This is a genomic window from Achromobacter veterisilvae (genome assembly GCF_900496975.1).
In the GTDB taxonomy this organism is placed as follows: domain Bacteria; phylum Pseudomonadota; class Gammaproteobacteria; order Burkholderiales; family Burkholderiaceae_B; genus Achromobacter; species Achromobacter veterisilvae.
Genome location: NZ_UFQC01000007.1, coordinates 109320 through 125204 on the forward strand (window position 1 = coordinate 109320; position 15885 = coordinate 125204).

At 67.1% G+C, this 15885-nt stretch carries 17 protein-coding genes; 10 read left to right on the forward strand and 7 right to left on the reverse strand.

Features of this window, described 5'->3' with window-relative positions; translation table 11 throughout:
• Window positions 1–9 precede the first annotated feature (9 nt).
• The 3 genes from mreD to AVE30378_RS08220 all read right to left on the reverse strand — a co-directional run bounded on the left by mreD (window position 10) and on the right by AVE30378_RS08220 (window position 2575).
• Window positions 10–576, reverse strand: a complete 567-nt coding sequence (gene mreD, locus AVE30378_RS08210; protein WP_129240348.1) for a rod shape-determining protein MreD — start codon at window positions 574–576, stop codon at window positions 10–12.
• A complete protein-coding gene (gene mreC / locus AVE30378_RS08215; protein WP_062683291.1) occupies window positions 563–1447 on the reverse strand; it encodes a rod shape-determining protein MreC in 885 nt (294 codons plus the stop codon). The genes mreD and mreC overlap by 14 nt, the downstream gene beginning before the upstream one ends.
• A gap of 84 nt (window positions 1448–1531) precedes the next feature.
• On the reverse strand, window positions 1532–2575 hold the full coding sequence (locus tag AVE30378_RS08220) for a rod shape-determining protein (RefSeq protein WP_006216320.1): 1044 nt from the start codon (window positions 2573–2575) through the stop codon (window positions 1532–1534).
• A 226-nt stretch (window positions 2576–2801) separates the two neighbouring features.
• Here AVE30378_RS08220 and gatC point away from each other — a divergent pair, with 226 nt between their 5' ends.
• The 5 genes from gatC to AVE30378_RS08245 all read left to right on the forward strand — a co-directional run bounded on the left by gatC (window position 2802) and on the right by AVE30378_RS08245 (window position 7054).
• Window positions 2802–3110, forward strand: a complete 309-nt coding sequence (gene gatC / locus AVE30378_RS08225; RefSeq protein ID WP_129240351.1) for an Asp-tRNA(Asn)/Glu-tRNA(Gln) amidotransferase subunit GatC — start codon at window positions 2802–2804, stop codon at window positions 3108–3110.
• A 3-nt stretch (window positions 3111–3113) separates the two neighbouring features.
• Window positions 3114–4640 carry an Asp-tRNA(Asn)/Glu-tRNA(Gln) amidotransferase subunit GatA gene (gene gatA, locus AVE30378_RS08230; RefSeq protein ID WP_129240352.1) on the forward strand — a complete coding sequence of 509 codons (1527 nt, stop codon included), beginning with the start codon at window positions 3114–3116 and terminating at the stop codon, window positions 4638–4640.
• 115 nt (window positions 4641–4755) lie between these two features.
• Window positions 4756–6213, forward strand: coding sequence for an Asp-tRNA(Asn)/Glu-tRNA(Gln) amidotransferase subunit GatB (gatB, locus tag AVE30378_RS08235; protein WP_129240354.1), 1458 nt, complete (start codon window positions 4756–4758; stop codon window positions 6211–6213).
• A 131-nt stretch (window positions 6214–6344) separates the two neighbouring features.
• The gene (locus AVE30378_RS08240; RefSeq protein WP_062683294.1) at window positions 6345–6590 is read left to right on the forward strand and encodes a type II toxin-antitoxin system Phd/YefM family antitoxin; all 246 of its coding nucleotides are present in this window, start codon (window positions 6345–6347) and stop codon (window positions 6588–6590) included.
• Window positions 6587–7054, forward strand: coding sequence for a type II toxin-antitoxin system VapC family toxin (locus AVE30378_RS08245; RefSeq protein WP_129240356.1), 468 nt, complete (start codon window positions 6587–6589; stop codon window positions 7052–7054). The genes AVE30378_RS08240 and AVE30378_RS08245 overlap by 4 nt, the downstream gene beginning before the upstream one ends.
• Before the next feature lie 51 nt (window positions 7055–7105).
• Here AVE30378_RS08245 and pyrE read toward each other — a convergent pair whose 3' ends face one another.
• On the reverse strand, window positions 7106–7789 hold the full coding sequence (gene pyrE / locus AVE30378_RS08250; RefSeq protein WP_129240358.1) for an orotate phosphoribosyltransferase: 684 nt from the start codon (window positions 7787–7789) through the stop codon (window positions 7106–7108).
• Window positions 7790–7921: 132 nt separating this feature from the next.
• On the opposite strand from pyrE, the gene AVE30378_RS08255 reads away from it, so the two are divergent.
• A complete protein-coding gene (locus AVE30378_RS08255) occupies window positions 7922–8710 on the forward strand; it encodes an exodeoxyribonuclease III (RefSeq protein ID WP_129240360.1) in 789 nt (262 codons plus the stop codon).
• On the opposite strand, the gene AVE30378_RS08260 is transcribed toward AVE30378_RS08255, so the two are convergent.
• Entirely contained in the window at window positions 8692–9624 is a 933-nt protein-coding gene (locus AVE30378_RS08260) for a LysR substrate-binding domain-containing protein (protein WP_129240362.1), read from the reverse strand. The genes AVE30378_RS08255 and AVE30378_RS08260 overlap by 19 nt on opposite strands.
• Before the next feature lie 108 nt (window positions 9625–9732).
• On the opposite strand from AVE30378_RS08260, the gene AVE30378_RS08265 reads away from it, so the two are divergent.
• Complete coding sequence (locus AVE30378_RS08265) at window positions 9733–10344, forward strand: LysE family translocator (RefSeq protein ID WP_129240365.1); 612 nt, start codon at window positions 9733–9735, stop codon at window positions 10342–10344.
• Between the two features lie 429 nt (window positions 10345–10773).
• Window positions 10774–12120, forward strand: coding sequence for an NADP-specific glutamate dehydrogenase (gene gdhA, locus AVE30378_RS08270; protein ID WP_129240367.1), 1347 nt, complete (start codon window positions 10774–10776; stop codon window positions 12118–12120).
• A gap of 242 nt (window positions 12121–12362) precedes the next feature.
• Here the strand turns inward: gdhA and AVE30378_RS08275 are convergent, their stop codons facing one another.
• The gene (locus AVE30378_RS08275; protein WP_129240370.1) at window positions 12363–12863 is read right to left on the reverse strand and encodes a copper chaperone PCu(A)C; all 501 of its coding nucleotides are present in this window, start codon (window positions 12861–12863) and stop codon (window positions 12363–12365) included.
• 19 nt (window positions 12864–12882) lie between these two features.
• Complete coding sequence (locus AVE30378_RS08280) at window positions 12883–13782, reverse strand: LysR family transcriptional regulator ArgP (protein ID WP_129240373.1); 900 nt, start codon at window positions 13780–13782, stop codon at window positions 12883–12885.
• Between the two features lie 149 nt (window positions 13783–13931).
• Between AVE30378_RS08280 and AVE30378_RS08285 the strand changes: the two genes are divergently transcribed.
• Together AVE30378_RS08285 and AVE30378_RS08290 are read left to right on the forward strand one after the other, a co-directional pair.
• Window positions 13932–14564, forward strand: coding sequence for a LysE/ArgO family amino acid transporter (locus AVE30378_RS08285; RefSeq protein ID WP_129240376.1), 633 nt, complete (start codon window positions 13932–13934; stop codon window positions 14562–14564).
• Between the two features lie 104 nt (window positions 14565–14668).
• Complete coding sequence (locus tag AVE30378_RS08290) at window positions 14669–15607, forward strand: LysR substrate-binding domain-containing protein (protein WP_165360125.1); 939 nt, start codon at window positions 14669–14671, stop codon at window positions 15605–15607.
• Window positions 15608–15885: the final 278 nt, after the last annotated feature.

The following is a 15885-nucleotide window of genomic DNA, read 5'->3' on the forward strand; positions in this document are numbered from 1 at the left end:
GCGCCGCCGTCAGGCGGAGGACGATTCGGCGTCGTCGGCACCGCGCTGCGGCAGGTGCAGGACCCAGCCCGCCAGGGGCCACAGGGCGGCGGTCAGGAGCACGCTCACGCCCCAGTCCCAGCCCGGCCATTGCCCGGCCAGCCATGCGTGGATGATCTGGGTCAGGAAGCGGGCAAGGAAGAAGACAGGCAGCATGTGCATCGCCTGGCTCCAGAGGTCGAACCGCTGCAGCCGGCGGTGCAGCACCACGGCCCCGTAGGCGACGAGCGTGTAGGACAGCGCGTGCTCGCCCAGCAGGCCGGCGTCGTGCACGTCCATGAGCAGCCCGAAGAAAAAGGCCGTGAACAGCCCCACCCGGCGCGGTTCGTGGACGCACCAGAAGGCGATGATCAGCAGCAGCACGTCGGGCGCGCCCTGCCACAGGCGCCAGGGCAGCAGGGAAATCAGCCACACCAGCAGCAAGGAGCCCCAGACGAACACGCCGTGCGCCGGGCCGGACAGGCGGTCGGGCTGCACATTGCTGGGCGTGCCCAGGCGGGGCCGGGCCTGCCCCGCGGATTGATTAGTCCGATCCACCGGAATCGACCTCCTGACGGTTGGATTCGGCGCGGGCCACGTCCACCTGCAACACCAGGAAGTGGCGATAGCGTTCGGGATGGGCCAGCGGTTCGCAGACGGCGCGCGCGAAGCCGGATGCCGTGTCGCGCTCGACCGAGGTCACCTTGGCCACCGGCAGGCCGGCGGGGAACAGGCCGCCGACGCCGCTGGTAACGATAGTATCGCCTTCCTTGATGTCGGCATTGGCCGCCAGGTAGCGGACTTCCATCTTGCCCGGCGAATTGCCTCCGAACGCGATCAGCCGCAGCCCGTTGCGCAGCAACTGCACGGGGATGGACACCTGTTCGTCGGTGACCAGGGCCGCCTCGGCCGTCATGGGCGTCACGCGCACGATCTGGCCGACCACGCCGCCTTCGTCGATCACCGGCATGCCCGGCGCCAGGCCGGCCTTGCTGCCCTTGTTGAACACCAGGCGCTGGGTAAACGCGTTGGTGGGCTCGTACATGACCTCGACCACCACCGCGGATTGCGCCACCGTGTCGGTCACGCCCAGCAGGCGGCGCAACTGCGCGTTCTCGGCGGCCAGTTGGGCCGCGTGCGTGGCCACCTGGGCCAGCTCGATGCGCTGGCGCTGCAGGGCTTCGTTCTCGCTACGGATGAGATTGGCCGCGTTGACCCATTCGTTCACCTGCTGGACGAGGTCGCGCGGCGCCATGACGGCGCGCTGGAACGGATACAGCGCCACGGACATCGCCCGGCGCGCCGGTTCCAGCATGCGCCATTGCGAATCCATGACGATCAAGGCCAGGGCAAGGACGACCAGAACGACCAGCCGCACCTCCGCGGGTGGGCCGCGCCTGAATAGGGGGGGAGTCCCTTGTCGTTGCATGAATCTCAGCCCGGACGCCCGCGTCCGTCGCTCCGGCAGCGGCCGGAGCCGTGAAAAAGCGGGGCTCCGGGCTGGCGGGCAAAATTAGTCGTTGATGAAGATGGCGCCCAGCTTTTCAAGATGTTCCAACGCCTCGCCGCAACCGCGCACGACGCAGGTAAGGGGATCGTCCGCCACCACGACGGGCAGGCCGGTCTCTTCCTGCAGCAAGCGGTCCAGGTCGCGCAGCAGCGCGCCGCCGCCGGTCAGGGCGATGCCCTTGTCGGTGATGTCGGCGCCCAGTTCGGGAGGCGTCTGCTCCAGCGCGATCTTCACGGCCGAAACGATCTGGTTCAGCGGATCGGTCAGCGATTCCAGGATTTCGTTGGAGGAAACCGTGAAGCTGCGCGGCACGCCTTCGGCCAGGTTGCGGCCCTTGACCTCGATCTCGCGGACTTCGGAACCCGGGAACGCCGAGCCGATTTCCTTCTTGATGAGTTCGGCGGTGGGCTCGCCGATCAGCATGCCGTAGTTGCGGCGGATGTAGTTGACGATGGCTTCGTCGAACTTGTCGCCGCCCACCCGCACGGAACCCTTGTAGACCATGCCGCCCAGCGAAATCACCGCCACCTCGGTGGTGCCGCCGCCGATGTCGACCACCATGGAGCCGCTGGCGTCGGAGACGGCCAGGCCGGCGCCGATGGCCGCGGCCATCGGTTCCTCGATCAGGAAGACGTGGGACGCGCCCGCGCCCAGGGCCGATTCGCGGATGGCGCGGCGCTCGACCTGGGTGGATCCGCAAGGCACGCAGACGATGATCCGGGGGCTGGGCGCCAGCATGTTGCGGGGGTGCACCATGCGGATGAACTGCTTGAGCATCTGCTCGGTGACCGTGAAATCGGCGATCACGCCGTCCTTCATCGGCCGGATGGCCTCGATATTGCCGGGAACGCGGCCGAGCATCTGCTTGGCCTCGTGGCCGACGGCCTGGATGATCTTCTTGCCGTGAGGCCCGCCTTCATGACGGATTGCGACCACGGAGGGCTCATCGAGCACGATGCCCTTGCCGCGGACGTAAATCAGCGTATTGGCGGTACCGAGGTCGATCGCCATATCGCTGGAAAAATAACTGCGCAGGAATCCGAACATGGGAGCTCAGCTAAATTCTGGGGGAATTGGGTTCATGCCGCGGGGCGTAGGGCCCGGTAAAGGACGGGTCCGCCTGTCATCACGGCGATTAAACCGTGAATCATAACTTATAATTTCCCCGGAAATAGCGCATAAATGCAGGCTATTCAAGCTTTGTAACGGGTTCGGCATATGCATACTGCCTTGTCCCGCCCTTCAGCCTCCGCTTATCGATTTTGCAATCCCCATGGCGCTCAACGACACAGATGTGGCCCGCATTGCCCGGCTGGCCAGAATCGAACTGACCCCCGAACAGCGCGCGCTCGCGCAAGCCGAACTCAACGGCATCCTCCACCTGATCGAACGGCTCCAGTCGGTCGACACCCAGGGCGTCGACCCCCTGGCCCACCCTCTGTCCGCCCACGAGGACATTGTGCTGCGCCTGCGTGAAGACGCCGTGACCGAAACCAGCTCGGAAGCGCGCCGCCAGGAACTCCTGGCCAACGCCCCCGACGCCCGGGACGGCCTGTTCCTGGTTCCCAAGGTCCTGGACTAAGCCATGACGAAACCCGCCCTGCACACCCAATTCGAAGGGATCGCCGGCCTGCGCGCGGCCCTTGCGCAACGCCAGGTCAGCGCCGTCGAACTCGCCCAAAGCGCCCTGGCCGCAGCCGAAGCGGCCAGCGGCCTGAACAGCTTTTTACATATTGACGCCGAATTGACGCTGGCCCAGGCCCGCGCCGCCGACGCGGCGCTGGCCGCCGGCTCGGCCGGCCCGCTGGCCGGCATCCCGATCGCCCACAAGGACGCCTTCGTCACCCGCGGCTGGCGCACCACCGCCGGCAGCAAGATGCTCGACGGCTACGTCAGCCCCTTCGACGCCACCGTCGTCGAACGGCTGGAACAGGCCGGCGCCGTGTCGCTGGGCAAGCTGAACTGCGACGAATTCGCCATGGGTTCCGGCAACGAGAACTCCGCTTACGGCGCCGTGAAGAACCCCTGGGACCACGCCGCCGTGCCCGGCGGCTCCTCGGGCGGCTCGGCCGCCGCCGTGGCGGCCCGCCTGGTGGCCGCCGCCACCGGCACCGACACCGGCGGCTCGGTGCGCCAGCCCGCCGCGCTGTGCGGCGTCAGCGGCATCAAGCCCACCTACGGCACGGTATCGCGCTACGGCATGGTCGCCTTCGGCTCCAGCCTGGACCAGGCCGGCCCGCTGGCCCCCAGCAGCCGCGACCTGCTCGAACTGCTCGATCCCATGAGCGGATTCGACCCGCGCGACGCCACCAGCCTCGAAAAATGCGATGGCACCGTGAACGAACCCGGCCGCGTCCGGCGCGATTTCGACGCCGCGCAGGGCCGTTTCGACGCCGCGGGCAGCCAGCCGCTCCAGGGCCTGCGCATCGGCGTGCCCGACGAATACTTCGGCGCCGGCCTGGCGCCGGACGTGGCCGCCGCGGTCGAGGCCGCGCTGGCCCAGTTCGAAGCGCTGGGCGCCGTGCGCGTGCCGGTATCGCTGCCGCGCACCGAACTGGCCATTCCGGCCTATTACGTGATCGCCCCCGCCGAAGCGTCCAGCAACCTAGCCCGCTACGACGGCGTGCGCTACGGCCACCGCGCCGCGCAGTACGGCGACCTGAACGAAATGATCAGCCGCTCTCGGGCCGAAGGCTTCGGCGACGAGGTCAAGCGCCGCATCCTGATCGGCACCTACGTGCTGTCCCACGGCTACTACGACGCCTACTACCTGCAAGCCCAGCGCCTGCGCCGCCTGATCGCCCAGGACTTCCAGCGCGCCTACGCCGGCCAGTGCGACGTGATCATGGGGCCGGTGACCCCCACGGTCGCCAAGAACATCGGCGACAACCGCGACGATCCCACGGCCGACTGGCTGGCCGACGTCTACACGCTGGGCGTGAGCCTGGCCGGCCTGCCGGCCATGTCGATCCCCTGCGGCTTTGGTGGAGCGGGCAACCAGCGCCCCGTCGGCCTGCAAATCATCGGCAACTACTTCGACGAAGGCCGCCTGCTGGCCATCGCCGACCGCTACCAACAAGCGACGGATTGGCATACGCGGTGCCCGCTTTGATGAAGCCCCCACGCTCGCTTCGCTCGCTGCCCCCCAAGGGGGCTGCCAGCGCCTTGGGGCGGCCCGGCGGCGCTGGCGCCGCTCCGCTGCGCACTACTGATTGGAACTACAGATAATGAACTGGGAAATCGTCATCGGCCTGGAAACGCACACCCAGCTTTCCACCGGCTCCAAGATCTTCTCGGGCAGCAGCACCCAATTCGGCGCCGCGCCCAACACGCAAGCCAACGAAGTCGACCTGGCGCTGCCGGGCAGCCTGCCGGTCATGAACCGCGGCGCCGCGGAACGCGCCATCCGTTTCGGCCTGGCGGTGGGCGCCGAAATCGCGCCGCGTTCGGTCTTCGCCCGCAAGAACTACTTCTACCCCGACCTGCCCAAGGGCTACCAGATCAGCCAGTACGAGTTGCCGGTGGTCGTGGGCGGCACGCTGTCGTTCTTCGTCGGCGAGGAAGAAAAAACCGTCAACCTGACCCGCGCCCACCTGGAAGAAGACGCCGGCAAGTCCCTGCACGACGACTTCAACCTGGCCAACGGCGCCCCCGCCAGCGGTATCGACCTGAACCGCGCCGGCACGCCCCTGCTGGAAATCGTGACGGAACCCGAAATGCGCTCGGCCGCCGAGGCCGTGGCCTATGCCCGCGCCCTGCACAGCCTGGTCGTGTGGCTGGGCATCTGCGACGGCAACATGCAGGAAGGCTCGTTCCGCTGCGACGCCAACGTGTCGGTCCGCCCGGTGGGCCAGAAGGAATTCGGCACCCGCACCGAGATCAAGAACGTCAACTCGTTCCGCTTCCTCGAACGCGCCATCACCTATGAAGCGCGCCGCCAGATCGAGCTGATCGAAGACGGCGGCACCGTGGTCCAGGAAACCCGCCTGTACGACGCCGACCGCGACGAAACCCGCAGCATGCGCAGCAAGGAAGACGCGCACGACTACCGCTACTTCCCGGATCCCGACCTGCCCACGCTGGTGATCTCCAGCGCCTGGGTGGACGAAGTGCGCGCCGCCATGCCCGAACTGCCGGCCGCGCTGCGCGTCCGCTTCGAGTCCGACTACGGCCTGACCGCCTACGACGCGGCCCAGCTCAGCGCCAGCCGCGGCCTGGCCGCCTACTTCGAGGCGGTGGCCCAGGCCCTGCCCGCCGGCCAGGCCAAGCTGGCCGCCAACTGGATCATGGGCGAAGTGGCCGCGACGCTGAACAAGGAAGAAAAGGACATCGCCGACTCGCCCGTGCAGGCGCCCGCCCTGGCCGCCTTGATCGGCCGCATCATCGACGGCACCATCTCCAACAAGATCGCCCGCGAAGTCTTCGGCGCCATGTGGGCCGGCGAAAACGGCGGCCAGCCCGACGCCATCATCGAGGCCCGCGGCCTGAAACAGATCAGCGACACGGGCGCCATCGGCGCCATGATCGACGAGGTGCTGGCGGCCAACCCGGCCATCGTGGAAGAGTACCGGGCCGGCAAGCAGAAGGCGTTCAACTCGCTGGTCGGCCAGATCATGAAGGCCGCGCGCGGCAAGGCCAACCCGCAGCAGGTGAACGACCTGTTGAAGCAGAAGCTGGACGGCTGATCATCTGCGGAGCGCGCCCTTCAACGGCTGCGCTCACGAGGTATCAGACGAAACGAAGGGCCGCGGCATCTTGCCGCGGCCTTTTGTTTGGCCAAGAATGATTTGTTCGACTCTCGATCAGAGGCTTGGCCATGAATTACCTCGAAATCAGCAGCAGCGACCTCCTGCACCGGTTTTCCGACCACCTGCAAGCCGTCCGCCAGGGGCAGCACTTCATCATTTCGGTTGACGGCGTGCCCTGCGCCAGGCTGACCCCCGCCCTGCCCACGACGTCGCTGGATGCCCACAATGCGCTCGAAGCGATGAAATGCTTCACGCCAGCGCCGGCCGTTTCCCACGAAGTCATCCGATCCTGGATCGAAGAAGGCCGGGAATGAATCCAATCCGCCTGATACCGGATGCATCGGTCGTCCTGGCCTGGCTGCTGGGCCGCGTCGACGCCCACGAGTCGCTGCTGGCCCGGCATCTGCTGGAAGTCGCCCATGGGTCGAACAACACCGTGCCGCACATCTGGCGGGTCGAAGTCGCCAACGGCATATTGCGCGCCGAACGCAGCCAACGCGTCTCCGAAGACCAGCGGTCCTCGTTCAACCAGCTTCTCGAACGGCTGCCCATTTTCCCGGATCCACGCCACCCGTCTTCCAGCATTCCCCGCAGCTATCAACTGGCTCGCACTCACGGATTGACCGTCTACGATGCCAGCTACCTGGAACTCGCCCAGAGAAGCAAGGCGTATCTGGCCACCTTTGATCGCAAGCTGGCGGATGCGGCCCGGGCCAGTGGCGTTGCCGTCTTCGGCCAGCCCCACGGCATCGCCGAGCCCGCGGCAAGCTACGGCTAAAAGGGCGGCACCAGGCCGCCCTCTGTCCGCGCCGCTGTGAACGGGCGTTTGCTACACCCCGTACTTCGTCCGGTAGGCCAGCACCGCGTCGCGGTGTTCGGCAAACGACGCGTCGTCCTGCAGCAGGGCCAGGATGTCCGACAGCGAAGCGATCGACACCACCGGGATGCCGTAGGTCTTCGCCACGTCCTGCACGGCGGAATGGGCCGACAGGGCGTCGTCCGGGCCCGCGCGTTCCATGCGGTCCATGGCGATCAGCACGGCGGCCGGCTCGGCGCCCGCGGCGCGGATGATTTCCACCGACTCGCGCACCGAGGTGCCCGCCGTTATCACGTCGTCGATGATGACGACCTTGCCTTGCAGCGGCGCGCCCACCAGCGTGCCGCCTTCCCCGTGGTCCTTGGCTTCCTTGCGGTTGTACGCGAACGGCACGTCCCCGCGGCCCTGCATGCCGGGATGGACGGCCAGGGCGACGGCCGTCGCCGTGGCCAGCGGGATGCCCTTGTAGGCCGGCCCGAACAGCATATCGAAGGCCACGCCGGAATCCAGCAGCGCCTGGGCGTAAAACTGCGCCAGCTTGCCGACCGAACCGCCGCTGTTGAACAGGCCCGCGTTGAAGAAATAGGGACTGATGCGACCCGACTTGACCTTGAAGCTGCCGAAGCGCAGCACGCCTTCGTTCAAGGCGAAGCGGACGAAATCGAGGGCGGTGGCGGAGGAATGGGCGGCGGTCATGCGAGAGGATCCGGTAGGTGGCAAACGCTGGCATTTTATCCGTTGTCAGGGCTATTCCCGGGCATCGGCGCCGAGTCGGTTAAATTCCTGGCATTGTCCGGCCCCTCAAGGCCGCCCTACAGGAGTTTCGCTTTGCTGCGCATTACGTCGCTCAATCTCAATGGCATCCGGTCCGCCTTCCGCAAGGGCCTGCAACCCTGGATGGAGAAGCACGCCGCCGACGTGCTTTGCCTGCAGGAAATCAAGGTCTCGCACGACGACCTGACCGAGGACCTGCGCCATCCGCCGGGCTACACCGGCCATTTCCACCATGCCGTGAAGAAAGGCTACAGCGGCGTCGGCATCTACCTGCGCAACGCGGCCGAACGCGTGCACACCGGCCTGGGCTGCGAGGAATTCGACCCCGAGGGCCGCATCATCCGCGCGGACTGGAAGAACCTGTCGGTGATCAGCGCCTACCTGCCGTCGGGCTCCAGCGGCGACGAACGCCAGCAGGCGAAGTACCGCTTCCTGGACCGCTTCGGCCCCTGGATCGACAGCCTGATGCACGAGCACCGGACCACCGGCCGCGAGTTCGTCATCTGCGGCGACTGGAACATCGCGCACAAGGAAATCGACCTGAAGAACTGGAAGGGCAACATGAAGAATTCGGGCTTCCTGCCCGAAGAGCGCGCCTGGCTGACGGACGTCTTCGACAAGCGCGGCTTCGTGGACGTGTTCCGCACCATCGACGACCGGCCCGACCAATACACCTGGTGGAGCAACCGCGGCCAGGCCTGGGCCAAGAACGTCGGGTGGCGCATCGACTACCAGATCGCGACGCCGGGCATCGCGGCGCGCGCCCGCAACGTAGCCATCTACAAGGACGAGCGCTTCTCGGACCACGCTCCGCTGACGATCGACTACGACACCACGCTCTGATCCGGGCCGGCGCCGGCGGCCCCTGCTTCCCGCAGCGATGCCGCCGCCTCCCGCCGCAGCCAGCCCAGGAACGCCGCCGCCCGGGGATCCTCGGCGCAGGGCCGCGGCGACAACAGGAAATAGGCCGAACCGTCGCGCACGAAACCGCAGGGCGCCGCCAGCCGGCGGTCGCGCACGGCGTCGCACGCCATCAGCGCGGACCCGATCGCCACCCCCAGCCCCGCGGCGGCGGCTTGCAGGCTCAGGTAGAAATGTTCATAGACCGGCCCCGCGCGCCTCGGGGGCTTCATGCCCGAGGCCTGGGACCATTGCCGCCAGGCCTGCGGCCGCGTCGCGCTGCCCAGCGCCGGCGCACCGCCCCAGGCATCGCCGGCCGGGTCGGCGGTTGCGGCCTCGGACAGGCCCGGGCGGCATACCGGCCCCGTCCATTCCTCGCACACGCGCTCGGCATGCAGCGCGGCATCCCACTCGAAGTCATTGCGGCGCAGCGCCACGTCCACGCCCTGGGCGGCGAAATCCAGGGGGCCGCCCGCCGCGTACAGGTGCACCTGCACGCCAGGGTGGATCCGCTGGAATTCGGGCAGCCGCGGAATCAGCCACATCATGGCGATCGTCGGTTCGCAGGACAGCACCAGCGGCGCGTCGGCCGCGGGCGGGCTCAGCTTCGCCAGGCCCACCGCCAACTGTTCGAACAGGGCGCGGGTGAGGTCGAATAGCTGCCTGCCCGGATCGGTCAGGAAAACACCCCGGTTCCGGCGTTCGAACAAGGCCAGCCCCAGGCTGTCCTCAAGCAGCCTGACCTGGCGGCTGACCGCGCCATGGGTCACGTGCAGTTCTTCCGCCGCCTTGCCGAACGCCTGGTGGCGGGCGGCGGCATCGAAGACGCGCAAGGCATTGAGCGGCGGCAGCTTCATGGCAATCGGTGATTTTTTCTGACGGATAGCCGGCATTAAAAATCGTTTTTGCGATACGCGCCAGCGCCGCACAATGCCGGCTCCGTTCACCGCCAGTCCCGCCCCGCCATGACCGAACTGATCGCCGTCGCCCTCATCACTATTCTCGCCGTCGTCAGCCCGGGACCGGATTTCGCCATGGTCACGCGGTACAGCTACCTGTACGGCCGGCGCATCGGCCTGATCTGCGCCGCCGGCATCGCGCTGGGCGTGCAGGTGCACGTGTTCTATACGATGTTCGGCGTGAGCCTGCTGGCCCGCCACGCGCAATCCGTGCTGCAGGGCGTCAAACTGGCGGGCGCCTGCTATCTGGCCTACATGGGCTGGAAGACCTTCTTCAACCGCACGCCGGTCGACCGCGACCTTTCCGCCCGCCCGGCGCTCTCGGGCCGGCAGGCGCTGTACAGTGGCTTCCTGACCAACGCGCTCAATCCCAAGACCACCTTGTTCGTCGTCAGCACCTATACCCAGCTTGTGTCGCCCGGCACGCCGCTGGCCTGGCAGTTCGGCTATGGGCTCTTCATGTCGTTCGCGCATTGGCTCTGGTTCAGCGCCGTGGCGTGGTCGATCTCCTCGCCGCTGCTGCGCCAGACCCTGCTGGACCACCAAAGGACGGCCGACCGTGTGGTGGGGGCCGTTCTGATGGCGCTGGGCGGCGCCCTGGCCGTCGCGCAGATATGAACTGTCTCCGGGGCGTGATCTTTCTCAAATAAATAAATGGGGACGTATAATTTAGAATTGCCGGCTCGACCAGTGCCCCGAAGGCCTCCCCCAACCCGATTTCGACCTTGGCGGTCACCTGGCGAGCCAATTCTCCATAGGAGAATTAATTGGGGACAAATTAATTTCCCCAGTAAATTCAAGCCAATTCATGAAAAACCCATGGCTTTCAGACGCCAAGGCGTTTTTCGCACATAAATATGTCCCTAATTATCAGACTGCAAAAAGAGCTTTGATATCAAGGTGATGGCGCAATTTCCGCCTTTGCGCAGAGCAACAATTTAGCCCTACAATTCCGCACCATACAGGTGCGACCTTGCACCAAAACCGTGTCTTTCGCGCCCCAATACGGCGCAGCCCGCACCTATTCGAAGCACCCCCAAGGAGATCATGTTGAAAGTGCAGAGTCTGGACGACTTCCTGCGTGGCGTCGCCGCGCGCGACCCGCAACAGCCTGAATTCATGCAAGCCGTCCAGGAGGTGATGCTGAGCCTGTGGCCTTTCATCGAACAGCACCCCCATTACGCCGAGCACGCCCTGCTGGAGCGCCTGGTGGAACCGGAACGCGTGATCCAGTTCCGCGTGTGCTGGACCGATGACCAGGGCCGCGCCCAGGTCAACCGCGCTTTCCGCATCCAGCACAGCTCGGCCATCGGCCCGTTCAAGGGCGGCATGCGCTTCCACCCCTCGGTGAACCTGTCCATCCTGAAGTTCCTGGCCTTCGAACAGACCCTCAAGAACTCGCTGACCACGCTGCCCATGGGCGGCGGCAAGGGCGGTTCCGATTTCGATCCCAAGGGCAAGTCCGACGCTGAAGTCATGCGTTTCTGCCAGGCCCTGATGATCGAGCTGTACCGCCACCTGGGCCCGGACACCGACGTGCCGGCCGGCGACATCGGCGTGGGCGCGCGCGAAGTCGGCTTCATGGCCGGCATGATGAAAAAGCTGTCCAACTCCACCGCCAGCGTGTTCACCGGCAAGGGCCTGACTTTCGGCGGCAGCCTGATCCGCCCCGAAGCCACCGGCTACGGCACGGTGTACTTCGCCGAAGAAATGCTCAAGCGCGTGGGCCGCTCCTTCGATGGCCTGCGCGTGTCCGTGTCGGGCTCGGGCAACGTCGCGCAATACGCGATCGAAAAAGCCATGGCGCTGGGCGCCAAGGTCGTCACCGTGTCGGACTCGAACGGCACCGTCGTGGACGAAGCCGGCTTCACGCATGAGAAGCTGGTTGCGCTGATGCACATCAAGAACGACCTGCGCGGCCGCCTGGACACGTACGCCCGCCAATTCGGCCTGAAGTACGAAGAAGGCAAGCGTCCGTGGCACGTGCCCGTGGACGTGGCCCTGCCCTGCGCCACCCAGAACGAACTGGAACTGGACGATGCGCAGACGCTGATCAAGAACGGCGTGATCTGCGTCGCCGAAGGCGCCAACATGCCGGCCACGCTGGAAGCCGCCAAGGCCTTCATCGCCGCCCGCGTGCTGTACGCCCCGGGCAAGGCCAGCAACGCCGGCGGCGTGGCCGTATCCGGGCTGGAAATGGCCCAGAACTCGGCCCGCCTGTCCTGGACGCGCGAAGAGGTCGACACCCGCCTGCATGCCATCATGCGCGACATCCACGAAAACTGCGTGCGCCACGGCCACACGGAGCGCGAATACGTCAACTACCTGGACGGCGCCAACATCGCCGGTTTCGTGAAGGTGGCCGACGCCATGCGCCAGCAAGGGCTGTACTAGTCCCCCCCCGAAGCGCTGCGCGCTTCCCCCCCAGGGGGGCGCCGCTGCGGACCGGCGGAGCCCGGCTCCGCGCGGCCCCGATCGGGGCAGGTCTTGCCTCGTGGGTAGATGCCGGTCAAAGCGGGCGATCTAGCCCGGTGTCTGCCAGGTGTCTGACACCCATGTGAGACATGGCTTCAGCATGCGCGGGCGTGCCCTGGGTGTCAGACACCACCCGATAACGCCGACAACGCAGCGGCAGCCTAGTGCTTCATCATGCCGTGGTCCATGCCGCCGTGGCCCATGCCCGGATTGTGCGACGCGGGCTTGACCTTGAACTGCACGGCCACTTCGCCCGCCTTTTCGAACTTCAGCGTGGCCGGCACCGTCGCGCCCTCGGCGAACGGGGCCTTCAGCTTGATGAACATGACGTGGTAGCCGCCGGGGCTCAGCTTGACCTCGGTATCGGCCGGCAAGGCGATGCCGCCTTCCACCTGGCGCATCTTCGACACACCGTTTTCGGTCTGCACCGTATGCAATTCGACGCGCTCGGCGGCATCCGACGCGACCGACAGCAGGCGATCCGCGGCCTTGGCGTCGTTGTCGATATCCATATACCCCGCGCCGTTGGACTGGCCCGGCGCGGAGGCGCGAACCCAGAGGTCGTCGATCTCGACCTCGCCAACCTTGTAGTCCTTCGCCCAGGCCGTCCCGGCCGTGCACAGGCCCAGGGCGGCGATGACAGCGAGCTTGCGGATGTTCATGGGTTGTTCTCCTAAGGGGTTAACGCCGCCGGACCAGGCTGCGGGCGGCTGACAGAACCGAATCGGTCAGGGCTTCCATCGCTTCGGAGTTTACCCGCCAATGCTGCCAATACAGCGGCACGTCTTCCCATGCGCGCCCCCGAAGCAGCATCAACTGACCTGCGTCAAGATGCTCCTGCACCAGCGGCAGGGGATTCATGGTCCAGCCCAGGCCGCCCAGCGTGGCCTGCACGAACGCGCGGGTGGACGGCACCCACCAGACCGGCGGCTGCCAGGGCGCGGGATCCGCGATCTTGTGCGCGAAGCGGGCCTGCAGGGCGTCCTTGCGGTTGAATACCAGCACCGGCGCCTGCGCCAGCGTTTGCGCGTTCACGCCCTGCGAGAAATAGCGCTTGTGGAACGCCGGCGTGCACGTCGCCACGTAGCGCATGCTGCCCAGCGCGTGGATGCGGCAGCCCTGGACCGGCTCCGCCAGCGCGGTCACGGCGCCCAGCACCGAACCGTTGCGCAGCAACGCGGCCGTGTGGTCCTGGTCTTCCGACTGCATGTCCAGCGTGGCCCGGGTGCGCGCCGAGAACTGCACGGCCGCCTCGACGAACCAGGTCTCCAGGCTGTCGTGGTTGACCGCCACAGGGATGCTGGCGTAGGGCACGTCGTCGTCCGCGACCCCCAGCCGGTTCAGGGCGTCGTGTTCCAGCAGCGCCGTCTGCTCCGCCAGCCGGACCAGCACCTGCCCGTCCGACGTGGCCGCCGCCGGCACCGTGCGCTGCACCAGCAGGCGGCCCATGCGGTCTTCCAGCGCCTTGATCCGCTGCGACACGGCGGACGGCGTGACGCTGAGGGCCAGCGCGGCCCGCTCGAAACTGCCTTCGCGCACCACCGCGGCCAGGGCCCGCAGGTTCCCGTGATCGATTTTCATAAGATTAGTTTTACTTAATATAGTGAAGAAAAATTAGCTTTATTTCATTCACTTGGCAAGGGAAAATAGCGCATCGCCGGTACTCCTCCCGTGGCCGGCGCGATTATCGAAGCGCCGCCACAGGCGCAGCAGTCATAGGTGTTTGCATCATGTTCGCCACGTTGTCCTCCCCCCTTTTCTTCACTGCCTGGGCCAGCGGAACGGCCACCGGGCTGGGCCTGTTCGCCGTCGTGGGCGCGCAAAGCGCATTCATCCTGCGCCAGGGGCTGATGCGGGCGCATCTGCTGAGCGTGGTCGCCATTTGCGCGCTGATCGACGCCGTCTTCATCTTCGCCAGCGTCTCCGGGCTGCAGGCCCTCACGTCCTGGTTCCCCTGGCTGACGACCGCCGTGCTGTGGTTCGGGGTCGCCTTCCTGTCCTGGTACGCCCTGCAATCGGCGCGCCGCGCCTGGACCGCCACGGGCGGGCTGGCCGCCGCGCGCGACGTGGTCCCCTCGCGCCGCGCCGCGATGCTGGGCGCCCTGGGTTTCTCGCTGCTGAACCCGCACTTCTGGCTGGACATGGTGGTGGTCGGCTCGCTGGCGCACGGCTTCGAGGACGCCCGCATGGCGTTCGCCGCCGGCGCGTTCACGGCCAGCCTGCTGTGGCTGGCGGTGCTCGGCATCGGCTCGCGCGTGTTCGCGCCGTTCTTCGCCAGCGCTTCCGCCTGGCGCGTGCTGGACGGCGTCATCGCCGCGGTCATGGCCGCGCTGGCGGTCAGCCTGGCCTTGAAGGGCGTGTAAGCGCGCGAGGCCCCGATCCGGCGTTCCGCCCGCCTGGCGCCCGCGTCCTTATAATCGGTCCGTTGCCACTTTTTCGTCGGGCGCAGCCGGCCCTCCAGACGATCATGCGCGGACCTTCCCCCAAAGACGTGCGCCTGCCACCGCTGGCCGCCATCCAGGCGTTCGAAGCGGCCGCGCGCCTGGGCTCCTTCGAACGCGCCAGCGAAGAACTCTTCGTCACCGCCAGCGCCATCGGCAAGCGCATCGCCGCGCTGGAAGCCTTGCTGGACGTCTCCCTCTTCATCCGCAGCAGCCGGGGCGCGACGCTGAGTTCGGCCGGGCGCGAATACCTAGAACAGGTGCGCACCGCGCTGGACCTGCTGTCGGACGCCTCGCTGCACAAGCGCGGCGAGCCCAAGCCCGAACCGCTGCGCGTGGTGTCCACGCCGACCTTCGCCCGGCAGGTCCTGATCCCCTACCTGCCGGGCTTCACCGCCGCGCACCCCGACGTAGAGCTGGAGATCATGCTGTCCATTCCCTACCTGGACATCATGCCGCCCAACGCGGACGTCTGGATCCGCTTCGGCAGCGGCAAGCACCCCGGGCTGCATGCGCGCCCGCTCACCCAGGACCCGGTATTCGCGGTCTGCGCGCCGGGCTACCGCGATGCGCGCGGCCCCTTCAGGCGGCCCGCGGACCTGGCCCGGGCGCAGTTGCTGCGCTGCCCGATGGAGCCCTGGCGCCCCTGGCTGGACGCCGCGGGGCTGGACTGGCCGGAACCCTCCCGCGGCGTGTGGCTGGTCGACCTGGGCATGATGCTGGCGGCCGCGCGCGCCGGCCAGGGCATCGCGCTCACGCGCCGCACGCTGGCCGCGGAGTGGCTGGACGAAGGCAAGCTGGTGCGCGTGCTGGACATCGAAATCCCCGGCGAATCCCAGTACTACTTGTGCACCGAAGCCTCGCGCCCGCCTGGCGGCGCGCGCCAAGCGTTTTCCCTATGGCTGGAAGATGTCTGCAAACGGGCATCCCAATGGCCATGCGGCCTGCGGGCCGGTCAGGAATAAATTTCCAGCCCGGGGCGGAACGAAATTCCGCGCAGCGCGCCGCCACGCTGGCTAGGATGCGGCCAACGCAACTGTCCCATTGCCCCCACGGCGCGCTCCGGGCCCATACCTTTCGTTCCACCCCGATGCTGCATTGCAGCGCATGACCGGGGACCCCGTGCGCCCGTACTAGGTATTTACGCGGAAAAACCCCGCCGGGTCAGATTCGCGTAAGCGATTGGGCAGACAGTCACGACACGCAGCACAGGAGAAGCGCCGCCACACCCCGGCGCAGGCAT